General features: G+C 71.3%; 18 protein-coding genes. 7 read left to right on the forward strand and 11 right to left on the reverse strand.

The annotated features are described in order from the left end of the window. The first annotated feature begins 3 nt into the window (after positions 1-3). Entirely contained in the window at positions 4-2745 is a 2742-nt protein-coding gene (locus tag SD460_RS17380) for an FAD-binding and (Fe-S)-binding domain-containing protein (protein ID WP_318306376.1), read from the forward strand. Positions 2746-2777: 32 nt separating this feature from the next. On the opposite strand, the gene SD460_RS17385 is transcribed toward SD460_RS17380, so the two are convergent. From SD460_RS17385 to SD460_RS17405, 5 genes are read right to left on the reverse strand one after another with little or no spacing between them, the layout of a single operon-like run. Further along, the gene (locus SD460_RS17385) at positions 2778-3656 is read right to left on the reverse strand and encodes a phosphotransferase family protein (protein ID WP_290052666.1); all 879 of its coding nucleotides are present in this window, start codon (positions 3654-3656) and stop codon (positions 2778-2780) included. A 30-nt stretch (positions 3657-3686) separates the two neighbouring features. Beyond that, positions 3687-4250, reverse strand: a complete 564-nt coding sequence (locus tag SD460_RS17390) for a TetR/AcrR family transcriptional regulator (protein ID WP_318306377.1) — start codon at positions 4248-4250, stop codon at positions 3687-3689. A gap of 42 nt (positions 4251-4292) precedes the next feature. Beyond that, positions 4293-4490, reverse strand: coding sequence for a ferredoxin (locus SD460_RS17395; protein WP_318306378.1), 198 nt, complete (start codon positions 4488-4490; stop codon positions 4293-4295). Between the two features lie 5 nt (positions 4491-4495). Continuing rightward, positions 4496-5710 carry a cytochrome P450 gene (locus SD460_RS17400; protein WP_318306379.1) on the reverse strand — a complete coding sequence of 405 codons (1215 nt, stop codon included), beginning with the start codon at positions 5708-5710 and terminating at the stop codon, positions 4496-4498. Further along, a complete protein-coding gene (locus tag SD460_RS17405) occupies positions 5707-6216 on the reverse strand; it encodes a PadR family transcriptional regulator (RefSeq protein ID WP_290052677.1) in 510 nt (169 codons plus the stop codon). Before SD460_RS17405 ends, SD460_RS17400 begins: the two co-directional genes overlap by 4 nt. 175 nt (positions 6217-6391) lie before the next feature. Between SD460_RS17405 and SD460_RS17410 the strand changes: the two genes are divergently transcribed. Both SD460_RS17410 and SD460_RS17415 read left to right on the forward strand, forming a co-directional pair. After that, on the forward strand, positions 6392-7582 hold the full coding sequence (locus SD460_RS17410; RefSeq protein WP_290052679.1) for a cytochrome P450: 1191 nt from the start codon (positions 6392-6394) through the stop codon (positions 7580-7582). After that, a complete protein-coding gene (locus SD460_RS17415) occupies positions 7576-7800 on the forward strand; it encodes a ferredoxin (protein WP_438860830.1) in 225 nt (74 codons plus the stop codon). Before SD460_RS17410 ends, SD460_RS17415 begins: the two co-directional genes overlap by 7 nt. On the opposite strand, the gene mtnA is transcribed toward SD460_RS17415, so the two are convergent. Beyond that, positions 7757-8761: an S-methyl-5-thioribose-1-phosphate isomerase gene (gene mtnA / locus SD460_RS17420; RefSeq protein ID WP_290052682.1), complete on the reverse strand. Its 1005-nt coding sequence runs from the start codon at positions 8759-8761 to the stop codon at positions 7757-7759. The genes SD460_RS17415 and mtnA overlap by 44 nt on opposite strands. A gap of 46 nt (positions 8762-8807) precedes the next feature. Between mtnA and SD460_RS17425 the strand changes: the two genes are divergently transcribed. After that, a complete protein-coding gene (locus SD460_RS17425) occupies positions 8808-9206 on the forward strand; it encodes a RidA family protein (RefSeq protein WP_290052684.1) in 399 nt (132 codons plus the stop codon). A gap of 6 nt (positions 9207-9212) precedes the next feature. On the opposite strand, the gene SD460_RS17430 is transcribed toward SD460_RS17425, so the two are convergent. Beyond that, complete coding sequence (locus SD460_RS17430) at positions 9213-10007, reverse strand: PIG-L family deacetylase (protein WP_290052686.1); 795 nt, start codon at positions 10005-10007, stop codon at positions 9213-9215. Between the two features lie 85 nt (positions 10008-10092). On the opposite strand from SD460_RS17430, the gene SD460_RS17435 reads away from it, so the two are divergent. Continuing rightward, entirely contained in the window at positions 10093-10575 is a 483-nt protein-coding gene (locus SD460_RS17435; RefSeq protein ID WP_290052687.1) for a DinB family protein, read from the forward strand. Here the strand turns inward: SD460_RS17435 and SD460_RS17440 are convergent. Further along, positions 10572-11366, reverse strand: a complete 795-nt coding sequence (locus SD460_RS17440) for an Fpg/Nei family DNA glycosylase (protein WP_290052688.1) — start codon at positions 11364-11366, stop codon at positions 10572-10574. The two genes, SD460_RS17435 and SD460_RS17440, sit on opposite strands and share 4 nt — an antisense overlap. Before the next feature lie 161 nt (positions 11367-11527). Continuing rightward, positions 11528-12154 (reverse strand): VOC family protein, encoded by a 627-nt coding sequence (locus SD460_RS17445; RefSeq protein ID WP_290052691.1) that lies wholly within the window; start codon positions 12152-12154, stop codon positions 11528-11530. Between the two features lie 426 nt (positions 12155-12580). Between SD460_RS17445 and SD460_RS17450 the strand changes: the two genes are divergently transcribed. Both SD460_RS17450 and infA read left to right on the forward strand, forming a co-directional pair. Continuing rightward, complete coding sequence (locus SD460_RS17450; RefSeq protein WP_318306381.1) at positions 12581-13297, forward strand: GNAT family N-acetyltransferase; 717 nt, start codon at positions 12581-12583, stop codon at positions 13295-13297. Further along, positions 13297-13518 (forward strand): translation initiation factor IF-1, encoded by a 222-nt coding sequence (infA, locus tag SD460_RS17455; protein ID WP_086862560.1) that lies wholly within the window; start codon positions 13297-13299, stop codon positions 13516-13518. Before SD460_RS17450 ends, infA begins: the two co-directional genes overlap by 1 nt. Positions 13519-13568: 50 nt before the next feature. On the opposite strand, the gene SD460_RS17460 is transcribed toward infA, so the two are convergent. Continuing rightward, positions 13569-13745: a hypothetical protein gene (locus SD460_RS17460; RefSeq protein ID WP_318306382.1), complete on the reverse strand. Its 177-nt coding sequence runs from the start codon at positions 13743-13745 to the stop codon at positions 13569-13571. 121 nt (positions 13746-13866) lie between these two features. Next, positions 13867-14328 carry a DUF8821 family protein gene (locus tag SD460_RS17465; RefSeq protein ID WP_290052697.1) on the reverse strand — a complete coding sequence of 154 codons (462 nt, stop codon included), beginning with the start codon at positions 14326-14328 and terminating at the stop codon, positions 13867-13869. Positions 14329-14341 lie beyond the last annotated feature (13 nt).

The following is a 14341-nucleotide window of genomic DNA, read 5'->3' on the forward strand; positions in this document are numbered from 1 at the left end:
GGTGTGGAGATCCTCACCGACGCCGGCACGCTCGCGCTCTACACCACCGACGCGTCCAACTACCGCCACGTGCCGCGCGGCGTGGTCCTCCCGGAGACCGTCGAAGACGTCGTCGCCGCGGTCGCCGAGGCCCGTGCCCGCGACCTGCCGGTGATCGCGCGCGGCGGCGGCACGAGCGTCGCCGGGAACGCGTGCGGGCCCGGGCTGGTGATCGACGCGTCCCGCCACCTCGGCGGGGTGCTCTCGCTGGACCCGGAGACCCGGCTCGCACGGGTGCTGCCCGGCACCGTGCTGGACGACCTGCAGGCGGTCGCGGCGCCGCACGGCCTGCGGTTCGGGCCGGACCCGTCGACGCACAGCCGCTGCACGCTCGGCGGGATGATCGGCAACAACGCGTGCGGCTCGCACTCGGTGGCGTGGGGGCGCACGGTCGACGTCGTCCGCTCGCTGGACGTGCTGCTCTACGACGGCACGCGGCTGCGGGTCGGGCCCGGCGAGCCCACCGAGGGTCGCATCTTCGACGAGCTGCGCGCGCTGGTGCGCGACAACTTGGCGTTGCTGCGCAAGGAACTCTCGACGTGGCCGCGCCGCGTGTCCGGGTACGGGCTCGAACACCTGTTGCCGGAGAACGGGTTCGACGTCGCCAAGGCGCTCGTCGGGAGCGAGGGCACGTGCGTGACGATCCTGGAGGCGACCGTTTCGCTCGCGGAGCTGCCTCGTCGTCGAGTGCTTGCCGTGCTCGGCTTCCCCTCCGACATCGCGGCGGCCGACGCGGTGCCGTCGATCCTGCCCTGGTCGCCGCTGACCGTCGAAGGCGTGGACGCCGAGCTGGTCGCGATGCTGCCGGGCCGGTCGGGTGACCTGCCGCCGGGCGGCGCGTGGCTGTTCGTCGAGCTGGCCGGGGACGAGCCGGCCGAGCGGGCCCGCGCGCTGGCCGCGTCCCTCGACCTCACCGGCTTCGCGATCCTCGACGACCCGGCCGCGCAACGGCGGCTGTGGCGCATCCGCGAGGAGGGCGCCGGGCTCGCGACGCGGCTCGCCGACGGCTCGGAGGCGTGGCCCGGCTGGGAAGACGCCGCCGTCCCGCCCGAGCGGCTCGGCGCGTACCTGCGCGAGTTCAAGGAGCTCATGCGGGCGCACGGGCGGCGCAGCGTGGTGTACGGCCACTACGGCGAAGGCTGCCTGCACCTGCGGCTGGACTTCGACCTGCTGTCGGCGCCCGGCGTGGCGGGCTTCCGCCGGTTCCTGGAGGAGGCCGCGGACCTCGTCGCGAAGCACGGCGGCTCGCTCTCCGGCGAGCACGGCGACGGGCAGGCTCGCTCCGAGCTGCTGTCCCGGATGTACAGCCCGGAGATGATGGCGGTTTTCGCGCGGTTCAAGGGGATCTTCGACCCGGCCGGGCGGATGAACCCCGGCATCCTGGTGGCGCCGCGGGCGATCGACGCGGACCTGCGCGTGCGGGCGACGTCACCGTCCTTCGAGGACCCGGTCTTCCTCGGCTACCCGGAAGACCGGGGGAGTTTCGGGCAGGCGATGCGGCGCTGCGTCGGCGTCGGGAAGTGCCGCAACACCGGCGGCGGCGGCGTGATGTGCCCGAGCTACCGGGCCACGCGGGAGGAGCAGCACTCGACGCGCGGGCGCGCGCACCTGCTCGCCGAAATGATCAACGGCGAAGTCATCACGGATGGCTGGCGTTCGTCCGAGGTGCACGACGCTCTCGATTTGTGCCTGTCCTGCAAGGGATGTCTGTCGGACTGCCCGGTCGACGTCGACATGGCGACGTACAAGGCGGAGTTCCTGCACCAGCACTACCGGCGGCGGCCGCGCCCGCCGTCGCACTATTCGATGGGCTGGCTCCCGCTGTGGCTGCGGCTCAGCGCGCGGGCGCCGCGGCTGGCCAACGCGGTCGGGCGGTCGCGGTTGGCGGGTCTGGTGAAACGGCTGGGCGGGATCGCGCGCGAACGCTCGCTGCCCACGTTCGCCTCCTCGCCGTTCACGACGTCGCGGGCGGATCTTCGGCGCCGGGCGTCAGGGGAGCGGCGGGTGGTGCTGTGGCCGGACTCGTTCAACAACTACCTGACGCCGTCGGTGCTCGACGCCGCGTACGAGGTGCTCACCGCGGCGGGCTACGACGTCGTGCTCCCGGACCGGGGAGTCTGTTGTGGACTGACGTGGGTGTCGACGGGCCAGCTCGGCGTGGCGCGGCGCGTGCTGGACCGGACCCTGGACGTGCTCGCGCCCTACCTCGAAGACGGCTACGAGGTGGCCGGGCTGGAGCCGAGCTGCACGGCGCTCTTCCGCGGCGACCTGCCCGCGCTCATGCCGGGTGACGCGCGTGCTTCGCTGCTGGCTTCCCGGACGTTCACGTTCGCGGAACTCCTCGAGCGGGCGCCGATCCCGTTCGCGGCGCTGGACGTCGACGCGATCACTCAGGTGCACTGCCACCAGCACGCGGTCCTGGGCTTCGGCGCCGACGAGTCGGCTCTCGCGGCCGCGGGTGTCCGCAACACGACGCTGGACTCGGGTTGCTGTGGCCTGGCAGGCAACTTCGGCTTCGAACGCGGCCACTACGACGTCTCGAAGGCGGTGGCGGAGGACCGGATGCTCCCGGCGATCCGCGCGGCTTCGGAGGAGACGGTGGTGGTGTCGGACGGCTTCAGCTGCCGGACGCAGATCGAGCAGGAGTCGGGCCGCCGTCCGGTGCACCTGGCCGAACTCCTGCGCCGCGCCCTACCCCCGTCGTGAGTGTTTAGTCGGGTTAGAACCCGACTAAACACTCACGACCCCCACCAGGCGGTCGCGAGGGCGTCCAGGGTCGGCGCCGGCGGCAGTTCCTTGAGGTACCAAGGGAAGTTGCTGTAGACGTGCAGTAGCGCGTAGGCCAGGCAACGGCGTTCGTCGATCGGCTGCCCGTAGCCGTCGAGGAACCGGCGCAGGAGGTCGCCGTCGCCGCTGGTCACGAACAGGCCCACCGCGACGAAGTCGTACTCCGCCGCGCCGCGCATCGCGGGTTCGAAGTCGAACAGGCCGGTGATGCGGCCGTCGTCGAGCATGATGTGGTCGCGCATGAACTCGGTGTGCAGCGGCACGACCGGCGGCGTCCCGAGGTCGACGGCGTCGAGGAACCCCGGGATCTGCGCCACCCAGGCTTCGTCGAGTCCGGTCCGGCGGTGGTGGTCGACGGCCTTTTCCCGTTGCTCGGCGACGAACTCGGTCCAGTCGGCCGGCGGGATGACGGCCAGCCGCGGGTCGTCGATCGCGTGCAGGGTGGCCAGCAGCTCGCCCAGCTCGGGCATGAGCCGTTGCTTGTCCTCAGTGGACAGTGACGGCCACGCCTCCTTGAGAGTGCGGCCGGGGAGCCGTTCCATCAGGAGCCAGCCCCAGCCGTCGCGCTCGCCCGCGTCCTTCAGCCCCGGCGCCGGCAGGGTGCCGGACAGCACTTCGAGCATCGTGTGTTCGGTGGCGATCTCGTCGCGGTAGAGCGGCGGGTACAGCTTCAGGACGAGGTCGTCGCCGACGGCGTACACCGGCAGTGAGCCTTCGGTGAACGGGACGACGTCGTCGCGGCCCAGCAGGCCGGTGACCGCGGGCAGCAGGCCGGCGCGGGTGAGCGCGCCGAACCCGGCCTCGGTCGCCGCGGGCGGGAAGGGCACCATGACCTCGACGGTAGGACGGCCGTCCAGCGGTTATTCGCTGCGCTCCAGCAACGTCTTGGTCGCGCTCAGCACCAGCCGGCAGACCTCCTCGGGATCGGCGCTGGCCAGTGGCTCCTTGCCGGAGATCTCGCGGACCAGCGCGATGCCCATCAGCCAGGCGAGCGCGAGGTCGGCGCGCAGTTCGGCGTCCGGCGCGTCGGTCAGCGTCGCCAGCACCCGCGCGTACTCCTCGCCGATCTCCTGCCGGATCGCGGCCGCGACGCCGTCGCTGCCCGACGAGCGCAGGTACGTCTCCAGCGTCCGGTTCCCCGCACCCTCCGGTGCCAGCATGCTGAGCAAGGAAGCGCTGAAGAGCCGCTCGGGCGGCGTGGTGGCCAGCTGTTCGCGCCCGTTGCGCGCGATGACGGCCTCGAACAGCGCTTCCTTGCTGCCGAAGTAGCGGAAGAGCAGCGACTGGTTGACCCCGGCCAGCTTGGCGATGTCCCGCACGGTCGTCCGGTCGAACCCACGCTCGGCGAACAGCTTCGCGGCGGCGTCGAGCAACGCCAGCCGCGTCGCGGCCGCGTCCCGCTTCCGGCCGGGCTGTTCGCTCACCGGTGCAGGTTAACCGGCAAACCGGACGTCCGTGCGGTCGCCCTAGGCGCCGGCCAGCCGGATCGCGGCGGCCGGGCAGGTCAGCTCGGCCTGCCGGACCGCGTCCTCCTCGCCCGCCGCCGGTTCGTCGGTGAGGAGGACGACCGAGCCGGTCTCCTCGTCCTGGTCGAACGTTCCGGGCGCGAGCAGCACGCACTGTCCGGAAGCGACGCAGCTGTCGGTGTCGGCGGTGATCTTCACCGGCCTCACCACTCCACCGGGACGCGGTCGACGCCGCCGGCCACGCGGTTCGTGCGGACCGCGATCTCGTCGAGCCCGACCGCGAGCCGCAGGCCCGGGAAGCGCTCGAACAGCTTCGGGAACACCGTCCGCAGCTCGGTGCGGGCGAGGTTGGCACCGATGCAGACGTGGGCGCCGGTGCCGAAGGCCAGGTGCACGTTCGGCGTCCGGTCCGGGTCGAACTCGTCGGGGTCGGCGAACACGGCCGCGTCGCGGTTGGCCGCGTCGCTGGAGATGAGGACGGCGTCGCCGCGGGCGATCCGGGTGCCCGCGATCTCGACGTCCTCGTGCGCGTACCGCAGCAGGCCGGTGCCGCTGGTCGCGGTCAGCCGCAGGATCTCCTCGACGGTCTGTGCGACCTGGCCCTCGGGGTCGGCGGCGAACCGGTCGCGGCGGGCGGTGTCGGTGAGCAGGAACAACGTGCCCATCGCGATCCGCGTCGACGTCGTCTCGTGGCCGGCGAAGAGCAGCCCGGCGCCCATCCGGGCGAGGTCGTCGTCGGTGAAGGTCGGGTCGTCGGCCTGGACGGCGACCATGTCGGAGATGACGTCCGGCTGCGGGTCCGCGCGCTTGGCCTCGGCCAGCTGCGTCATGTAGGCCTTGAACTCGGTCATGGCGGCCTGCGCGTCTTCGCCGCCGTCCATCCTGGCGATCCGCTCGGACAGGCCGCGGAACTTCTCGCGGTCCTCGTAGGGCACGCCGAGCAGCTCGCAGATCACCAGCACGGGCAGGGGGAACGCGAGGAAGTCGGTGAGGTCGACGGGCGCGCCGGGGTCGGCGTCGCGCGCGGCCTGCAGGTCGTCGAGGCACCGGTCGGTCAGCTCGGCGATCCGGTCGCCGAGGGCGCGCATGCGCGGCGCGGAGAAGGCGGGCGCCAGCATCCGGCGCATCCGCTTGTGTTCGCGCTCTTCGCTTTCGAAGTCCCCGCTCGGCCCGTCCTGCACCGCGGCGTAGGAAATCCGCGACGCCTGCTCCGGCGCCGGGTGCGACCGCCCGAACCGCCGGTCGCGGAAGACTTCTTTGGCTGCCTCGTAGGAGGTGATGAGCCAGGCGGGGTCGCCGGCCGGCGTGAGCACCCGGCTCACCGGCGCCTCCCGCCGGAGCGCCTCGTAGTCCGGGGCGATCTCGAGCGCGTTGCCGCGGCTGAAGGGGAGCCGCGGCGTCTGTTCGGTGGTGGTCATGCGTCGCTCCTGGGGTCGCGGTTCAGCTCGGAAAGCCAGCGGAGTTCGGCGTCGAAGCGGCCGAGCACGTGGCGCAGCGCGGCGCGGCTCCACGGATCGGCCTGCCCGGCGGCGAGCTCGGCCAGCCGTTTTCGCTCGGCGGTCAGTGCCCGCTCCCGGATTTCGAGCACCCGCGCCCGTTCGTCCGGGCGCAGCCACCCGAAGTTCCCGACACGCGCCAGGAATTCCTCCTGGCTGAGCGCCAGTTCCGGCGGGAAGTCCGCGAGCAGGTCGTGCAACAGCTCCCGCCCGACATCGGTGACGGTGTACACGTGCCGCGGCGGCTTGGCCTCCTGCTCCTCCGCACTGCGGCTCACCGCCCCGGCGTCGACGAAGCGCCGAAGCGTGGGGTACAGCGAGTTGTTCGACAGGGTGTGGCCGGTCGACGCCTCCACGGCTTTGCGCAGTTCATAGCCGTGCATGGGTTCCCGGGCCAGCTTCGACAGCAGGAGGATCTCGATCCACACCTAGGTCACCGTAACCTAGTACTTGGTGACCCGGCAATGGCTGACGGTGACATGTGGACGGAAACTTTCCGTTACCGCGGTGACGTCCCGTGATCGGATCGGCGCTCGACGTGAGCCAGCGTCGTGTGTAGCGTTGTAAGCAGCTGCTTACAAACCTGGAGCACGGGGGTTCCGCATGACAGTCACCCACACCGAGCCGGTCTCGTACCCCTTCAACGAGGAGGCGGGTCTCGACCTCAACGAGGCTTACGCGGCCGCTCGGGAAGCCGAGGGCATGGTCCGGGTGAAGATGACCTACGGGGAGCCGGCCTGGCTGGCCACCCGGTACGCCGACGCCCGGCTCGTGCTGGGCGACCGCCGGTTTTCGCGGGCGATGGAGAAGGAGAAGGACGCGCCGCGGCGCTCGCCCGTGCAGCGGGACGGCGGCATCCTGCAGATGGACCCGCCGGACCACACGCGGCTGCGGACGCTCGTCGCGAAGGCGTTCACCATGCGCCGCGTCGAGCTGCTCCGGCCGCGGGTCGCGTCGCTGGCGGCCGAGCTGATCGCGGACATGAAGGCCACCGGGGCGCCTGCCGATCTCGTCGACGCCTACGCGTTGCCCAACCCGGTCGCGGTGATCTGCGAGCTGCTCGGCGTCCCGGTCGGCGACCGGCCGAAGTTCCGCGTGTGGAGCGATGCCGCGCTGTCGACCAGCGGGCTCACGCCGGAGGAGTTCGAGCGCAACCGCGAGGAGCTGCGTGACTACATGCGCGGCCTGATCGCCGAGCACCGCGCGGCGCCGCAGGACGACCTGATGACCGCGCTGATCGAGGCCCGCGACGTTCGCGACCGGCTGACCGAGCTGGAACTCGTCGACCTCTGCGTCGGCATCCTCGTCGCCGGGCACGAGACGACCGCGAGCCAGATCCCCAACTTCGTCTACGCGCTGCAGGACCAGCACGAGCACTGGGACCGGCTGGTCGCCGACCCCGACCTGATCCCGGCCGCCGTCGAGGAGCTGCTGCGGTTCGTCCCGCTCGGCGCGGGCGCCGGGTTCGCCCGCTACGCCACCGAAGACGTCGAGGTCGGCGGGGTGCTCGTGCGCGCGGGGGAGCCGGTGCTGGTCGCGGTCGGCGCGGCCAACCGCGACGGCCTGCAGTTCGACGACGCCGAGAAGCTGCGCTTCGACCGCGGGGACAACCACCACCTCGGCTTCGGCCACGGCGTCCACCACTGCCTCGGCGCGCCCCTGGCGCGGCTGGAGCTGCAGGAGGCGCTGCGCGCGTTGGTCACCGAGCTGCCGGGCCTGCACCTGGCCGGCGATATCGTGTGGAAGACGCAGATGCTCGTCCGCGGACCGCGGTCGATGCCGATCGGATGGTGACGATGAGCTGGGACGTACGGATCGACGAACACACCTGCATCGGGTCGGGGATGTGCGCGGCCCTGATGCCGGAGGTGTTCGTGCTCGACGGCGCCGTCGCGCACACGGTGACGTCGTCGGTCGACGGCGACGAAACGGTGCTCGACGCGGCGGACTCGTGCCCGGCGATGGCGATCACGGTGCTCGACGGCGGGCGCGAGATCGGCCCGCGGCCCTAGGTGCCAGGCGCCCCCGTTCGGTCACCACCGCCGTGATCAGGCCGAACGGGGTGACGTCGAACGCGGGGTTGAACACCTCGGTGCCCGGCGGCGTGACCGAGATGCCGGCGTGCTCGGTGAGCTCGCGGGGGTCGCGTTCCTCGATGGTGATGCCCGTGCCGTCCGCGAGCTGCTCGTCCACAGTGGACGAAGGCGCGACCACGACGAACGGGACGCCGTGGTGCCGCGCGGCGAGCGCCAGGCCGTAGGTGCCGATCTTGTTGGCGACGTCGCCGTTCGCGGCGATCCGGTCGGCGCCGACGAGCACGCAGTCGACCATCCCGCGCGCCATGGCGGCCGCGGCGGCGCTGTCGGGCTGGACGCGGTGGGGGACGCCGGCCCGCGCCAGCTCCCACGCCGTCAGCCGGGCGCCTTGGAGCAGCGGGCGCGTCTCGTCGACGAGCACTTCTTCGACGAGCCCGCGTTCGTGCAGGTGCCAGACGACGCCGAGCGCGCTGCCCCAGCCGACCGTCGCGAGGTGGCCGGCGTTGCAGTGGCTCAGCAGCCGCAACGGCCGCCGCGGGCACTCGGCGAGCACGATCTCGGCGGCGTGCGCGGACGCGGTCTTGTTGAGTTCTTCGTCCTCGTCGAGCAACGCCAGCGCCTCGGCGAGGACGGCTTCGGCGCCCTGATCGAGCTTGGCGAGCGCCCGCCGGACGCCCCAGGCGAGGTTGACGGCGGTCGGGCGCGCGTGCGCGATCAGCTCGGCCGCCGCCTCGACGTCGCCGCCCAGCCGGGCGGCCAGCGCGACCCCCAGCGCCCCGGCGGCCCCGAGCGCCGGCGCCCCGCGGACGGCGAGCCGTTTCACGGCGTCGACGAGCTCACCGACTGTCCGCAATTCGAGCAGCCGGTAGTCGCCGGGCAGCGCGGTCTGGTCGATGATGACGACGGCGCCGTCCGTCCAGTCGATGCTCCTGCGCACGACCCCTCCCGCGAAATCCGGTTGCCGCGGTGGTGAAGATGCGGCTGTGACCATTGAACGGCAGAACCCGCCCGGCCTGCACACGCCGCCGGGCTACCACCACGTGACGGTGACCTCGGCGACCCGCACGGTCCACCTGGCCGGCCAGTGCCCGCTCACCGCGGACGGCGCGGTGGTCGACGGGGACGTGCTCGCCCAGACCGACCAGGTGGTCGCCAACACGGCGGCCGCGCTGGAGTTCGCCGGCGCCGGACCGGCCGACGTCGTGCGCACGGTGATCTACGTGGTGACCGACGACCGCGCGACCCTGTCGGCCGTGTGGGCCCGGCTGGCCGCGTCGGCGCTCGGCCCGGCGTTCAGCTCGGCGAGCACCCTGCTGGGTGTCGCCCAGCTGGGGTACCCAGGCCAGCTGGTGGAGCTGGACGTGACGGCCGCGCTGGACTGAAGGCGCTCAGAGTCCGGCCATCAGGTCCGTTTCCGTGATCCCCGGCCCCTGCCCCGACCGGATGAACCACTCCGTGCCGAAGGCGAACGCGAACGCGTCGTCCGGCATCGCCAGCATGAACATCTCCTCGCTGATCTGGCTGGGGTGCGCCCGCATCGCCGCGCGTTTGATCGAGGAGTACTTCGCCACGTCGACGGCCGCGGTGATCTCCGCTTCCGGCTTGCCGAACTCGACGTCCTCCGGTGGTGTCGGCGCCGCTTCCGGGGGCATGAGGCCCTGTTCGATCGCCGCCTCGAAGCCGCGCTGCATGAATTCGCGGTTGAACGTCGCCTGGAAGACGCGGCTCGTGCCGGCCAGCTCGGCCGCGCGGACGCCGACGCGGTGGACCTGGATGTGGTCCGGGTGCCCGTAGTCGCCGTTGTCGTCGTAGACCGTCAGGACGTCGGCCGACTCCTCGCGCAGGATCGCCGCGAGCTGCTCGGCCGCCTTCTCGACGTCGGCGCGCCAGAAGCACGCCGGGTCGTCGTTCGTCGGCTCGCCCATCATCCCGGAGTCGCGGTAGCCCAGGAACTCGACGCGCTCGACGCCGAGGATCGCCGCGGCCGCGTGCGCCTCCTGGACCCGCCGGTCCTCGAGTTTTTCACCCTCGGCCAGGAAGCCTTCGGGTACCTCGCCGACCTCGCCCTTGGTGGCGACGACGAGCACGACCCGGTGCCCGTCTTCGACGGCTTTGCGCATGACGCCCGCGGTGCGGAGGCACTCGTCGTCCGGGTGGGCGTGGAAGGTGACCAGTGTTGCCATGTCCGCGACGCTACCGAACGGGTCCGACAAAAACCGATCGCCGCCGTGCGGTTTCTGTCGGTGGGTGCCGCTAACGTCCCCGGACGTGGCCGGCGACGAGAAGAGCACACTGCTGGGTTTCCTTCGGGCGCAGCGCGAAAGCGTCCTGGCGATCCTCGACGGGTTGGGAGAGGAGGAGTTGACGAGGCCGGTCCTGCCGTCCGGCTGGACGCCGCTCGGCATGGTGGAGCACCTCGGGTGCGCCGAACGGCACTGGTTCCAGGAGATCGTCACCGGCGCGGCGGATCCGCTGCCCTGGCCGGACGACGACCCGCCGCTGACCACGCCACGGCGTCCGGAGGCGGTGTTCGCGTTCTACCGCGAGCAGTGCCGCCGATCCGACGAGGTGTTCGCGGCGACACCGTTGTCCGCGCCGCCGCGTGCGCGGCACCCCGGCCCGCTGGGCGCGGAGATCACCGACCTGCGCGGGGTGGTGCTGCACGTCATCGAGGAGACGGCCCGCCACGCCGGCCACCTCGACGTGGTGCGCGAGCTGCTCGACGGCCGCACCGGGCTGGGGCCGCGCTAGCCGGCTTGTTCTTCCGGGCACCACCAGGTCGACCGCCCGCCGACGGTGCCGTGCGCCATTTCGGCGCCGCAGCGCGGGCAGTGGTCGCCCGCCCGCCGGTGGCCGATGATCTCGCCGGTGTGCACGCCACCGTGCTCGATCGCGGCGCGCAACGACTTCCGCAGCGCCTTGTGGAGGGTGGTGAGCTGGTCGTCGTTCAGGTCGTTGACCGGCCGCGAGGGGTTCAGCCGTGCCTGCCAGAGGGTTTCGTCGGCCAGCAGGTTCCCGATCCCGGCGACGACGGACTGGTCCAGCAGCCGCGCCTTGAGCGGCGCGCGCCCCCGCCCGACGCGCTCACGGAAGTCCGGCCGCGAGATTTCGCCGGCGTCGGGCCCGAGCGCGTCGAGATCGGGGTCGAGCCGCACCCGGCCCAGCCGCCGGGTGTCGAACAACCGCAGCTGTTCGCCGTCGGCGAAGGTGATCCCGAACCGGAACCACTCGGGTTTCTCGTCCCGGTCACGCCGCCGCCGGGGCGGCCCGCTCTCGCCGGCGAACCGCAGCTGCCCGGCCATCCCGAGGTGCAGGCCGAGCGTAGGGCCGGCCTTCCCGCGGCTGTTTTCGGTTTCACACCACAGGGTCTTGCCCCGCCGATGTGCTTCGGTGAGCCGCCCACCGCGCAGTGCGCTGCGGATCTCACCGGGCGCGTGCGGACGGCAGACCCAATCGTCGTGGTCGTCGACGTCCCGGATCTTCCGGCCGAGCGCCCCGGCGAGGACCTGACGGGCGAGTTCCACTTCGGGCAGTTCGGGCACGCCGCCCAGTCTGCCGACCGCGGCGGCGATCCGCAGAAGTCAGGCGGTCCAGGTGCCGGTGAAGAGGGCTATCTCGACGTGGTCCGGCTCGCCGCCGTACTCCGGGCGAAGGGCGGCCGTCCGGCCAAGACCTTGTCGAGGATCAGCCGCTGGACGCCGGGTCAGGACAGCTCGGCCGCCGCGGTCGACTCCCACGCGAAGCCGTCCGGGTCGGTGAACGGCTCGGCCGGGCCGCCGACCGCGATGCGGTGCGAGCCCGCGCCCTCCGGGGAGACGCCCGCGTCCTTCGCCAGGGCCTTGCGCCGGTACAGCGCCAGCTTGACCGGGCTCGAGCCGGTGTCGAACTCCACGTACATGCGGCCGAAGCTCTTGCCCACCGTGAAGCCGTGGTCGACGTAGAACTGCTTGCTCGCCGCCACGTCGGCGACGCCCAGCAGCAGCACGACCTGGCCGAACTCGCGAGTCGCCGGGCCGGTGTTCTTCTTCGCCGACGTCGCGATCTTCCAGATCGTCCCGTCCGGGGCCTGGACGACCGCGCCGTAGCCCCACATGGACTTCGCGGGTGCCTTGAGCGTCGTCGCGCCGGCTTCGAGCGCTGTCCCGACCAGCGAGTCGACGTCGGCGGGCTGGGCGACGACCAGGGAGAGGGTGAAGCCGCGGAAGCCGGTCGACGGCTCCTGCCCGGCGCGGAAGCGCAGCGGGACGGCGGGCCCGAAGGCGGCGGTGTGGAAGCGCTCGGCGGCCGCGGGGTCGGCCACCTCGAGGGTGATGGTGTCGATGTTCGTCATGCCGGTAACGCTAGGTCCGCCCCCGTGGCCGGCGCTTCTCGATTCCTGACCGGTCGTTCGCGATGCCGAAGCCGAAGCTGCTCGAGGCGAGATCGAGAAGCCGATCAACGACGGCGCGGACCTCCTCTGCTGGGCTCCATGTGCGGCGCGGCGTGGTACCGCCCGTCGGATCGCGGCTTCGCAGGCCACCGCTACCCGCTGGCTGAACGAGCACCCTGAAAAAGCGTTGGACGGTGTCGCGAAGGGTTGGTAGCTTGCCGTCGAACCGTGATTTTGCCCGAGGAGGTGGGACCCGTGAACGTTGGATCGTTGTGGGTGCTCCCCTCGTTGTCACGGTCTGGCGGCTGACGCAGGGGCCGCCGGGAGCGCTGTGAAGATGCACTCCCGAAAGGCTTTCTCATGGATTCTCTGCATTCCGAACCGGCGGTGGTGATCACGCGGGTGGCGGAGCACCAATGGCACGCACTGTCGGACGACCGCGTGGTCGGCCGCGGCGAAGCATCCCCGCGCCCCGACGGCCGGTTGTTCCTCAGCATCGACACATGGCACGACGCGGATTTCGCGCGTCTCGCCGGTGCGATGCTCCCCGCCCTGCCTCGGCCGCTGTACACGGTGGTCGACGAGGCCGACGGCGAGTTGAAGTCCCACTGGGAGCGGGCCGGTTTCACGACCCGGCGGCGTGAGTGGGAGTACGTCGTGCCCACTTCATCGGCGTCTCTCCCGCCGGGGGTGACCATCTCGCCGGCGACCGACCCGGACCTGTTGCGCTCCCTCGACGACGTCGTCCGTGCGGAGGTGGCGGCTTCGGTCGGGTGGAGTTCGATGCCCGCCGAGGTGCTGCGCCCGGGTTTTCTTGACTTGTCGAAGTACGTCGTGGCTTCGGAGTCCGGCCGGTACGTCGGGTTGGTCCGTTTGGGACCGGTGCGCCACCAGACCCGGATCGGGCTGCTCGTGGTCCGGTCGGATTGCCAGCGTCGCGGAATCGGGCGGGCGTTGTCGACCTTCGTGCTGGATTTCCTGTGGGGTAAGGGAGTCTCGTCGGTTTCTTTCGAGGTCGATTCGACCAACGCGGCGGCGATGGCGTTGGCTGACGGTGCCGGGGCACGCCGAGTGGGCAGCACCGTCGAACTGGTGGTGCGCTGATGGGCGGCAAGGGAGGGATTGAGGTCGAGGGCACGGTGCTGGAGTGCCTTCGGGACGCGACTTTCCGCGTGGAGCTGGAGAACGGGCACAAGGTGCTCGCGCACATCAGCGGGAAGATCCGGAAGAACTACATCAAGATCCTGCCGTTCGACCGGGTGCTGGTGGAGCTGAGCCCTTATGACCTGAACCGCGGGCGGATCCTGTTCAGGTACCGGAATTGAGCCGCCGCCGTCGCCGGGCTCCGGCCTGGCGACGGCGCCACCGGGCTGGTTCAGTGCATCCCTTCGACGACGCTCACGATGTGCTGGGGGTTGATCGTCCGCGGATTGCCGGGCTGCTTGAAACCCATCGGGAGGGTGATCAGCCCGTCGGTCTTGAGCGCGTTGTCCACCAGCTGCACGAGCTTGCGGAACTCGACGAGCACGCGGTAGGTGGTCCCGTTCGTCATTTCGACCTGGTTGAACGACATCGTCCGGCCCTTTCCTCGGTGATTCGACCGGACTAGGTCGGGTGCCGCGGATGCGTTGTTACAGAACGTCGTTCAAGCCGACGCGGAATCGATCCCGGCGTCAGTATTCGTTCTTGATCACGAAGTAAGACCCCCGGATGGTTCCGGCCAGCTTCGACTTCTGCCGCGCGAACTTGAACGACTCCAGCTCCGAAGGCACCTCCATCCCCTCCGAAAGCTTGAACCCCACCGCCCGCTTCCCGGACTCCTCGAGCGTGTACATCACGTTGATCGACAGCCCGCTCTCGTAGAACACGTACGCCATCCGGATCCCGTCGACCTCGAACTCGGTCGCCTCGAGAGCCGGGGACGAAACGACGATCCCGCGTTCCTCCGACAGGATCCGGTGCACCCACTCGACCGTCGAGGGCACCTCGCTCGCGGGGTCCACCGTGAACACGTGGTCGTACTTGTTCTTGAAGTACCGGGCCTCGTTCGCGCGCAGGCCGGCGAGGGCGTCCGCGACCGGGGAGGACTCCAGGCCGGTGGTCGATACGGTGCCGAAGTCGACGGTGTGGGGCATGGCGGGATCCTCC

It is taken from the genome of Amycolatopsis solani, from assembly GCF_033441515.1.
GTDB classification, from domain to species: domain Bacteria; phylum Actinomycetota; class Actinomycetes; order Mycobacteriales; family Pseudonocardiaceae; genus Amycolatopsis; species Amycolatopsis solani.

Coding starts and splice junctions, on each gene's coding strand:
- SD460_RS17385 (WP_290052666.1), bottom strand. CDS start 3,656: ATGGTGCCCTTCCCGCCCGCGGCGACCGAGGCCGGGTTCGGCGCGCTC.
- SD460_RS17400 (WP_318306379.1), bottom strand. CDS start 5,710: ATGACCACCACCGAACAGACGCCGCGGCTCCCCTTCAGCCGCGGCAAC.
- SD460_RS17410 (WP_290052679.1), top strand. CDS start 6,392: ATGACAGTCACCCACACCGAGCCGGTCTCGTACCCCTTCAACGAGGAG.
- SD460_RS17415 (WP_438860830.1), top strand. CDS start 7,576: ATGGTGACGATGAGCTGGGACGTACGGATCGACGAACACACCTGCATC.
- SD460_RS17430 (WP_290052686.1), bottom strand. CDS start 10,007: ATGGCAACACTGGTCACCTTCCACGCCCACCCGGACGACGAGTGCCTC.
- SD460_RS17445 (WP_290052691.1), bottom strand. CDS start 12,154: ATGACGAACATCGACACCATCACCCTCGAGGTGGCCGACCCCGCGGCC.
- infA (WP_086862560.1), top strand. CDS start 13,297: ATGGGCGGCAAGGGAGGGATTGAGGTCGAGGGCACGGTGCTGGAGTGC.
- SD460_RS17460 (WP_318306382.1), bottom strand. CDS start 13,745: ATGACGAACGGGACCACCTACCGCGTGCTCGTCGAGTTCCGCAAGCTC.
- SD460_RS17465 (WP_290052697.1), bottom strand. CDS start 14,328: ATGCCCCACACCGTCGACTTCGGCACCGTATCGACCACCGGCCTGGAG.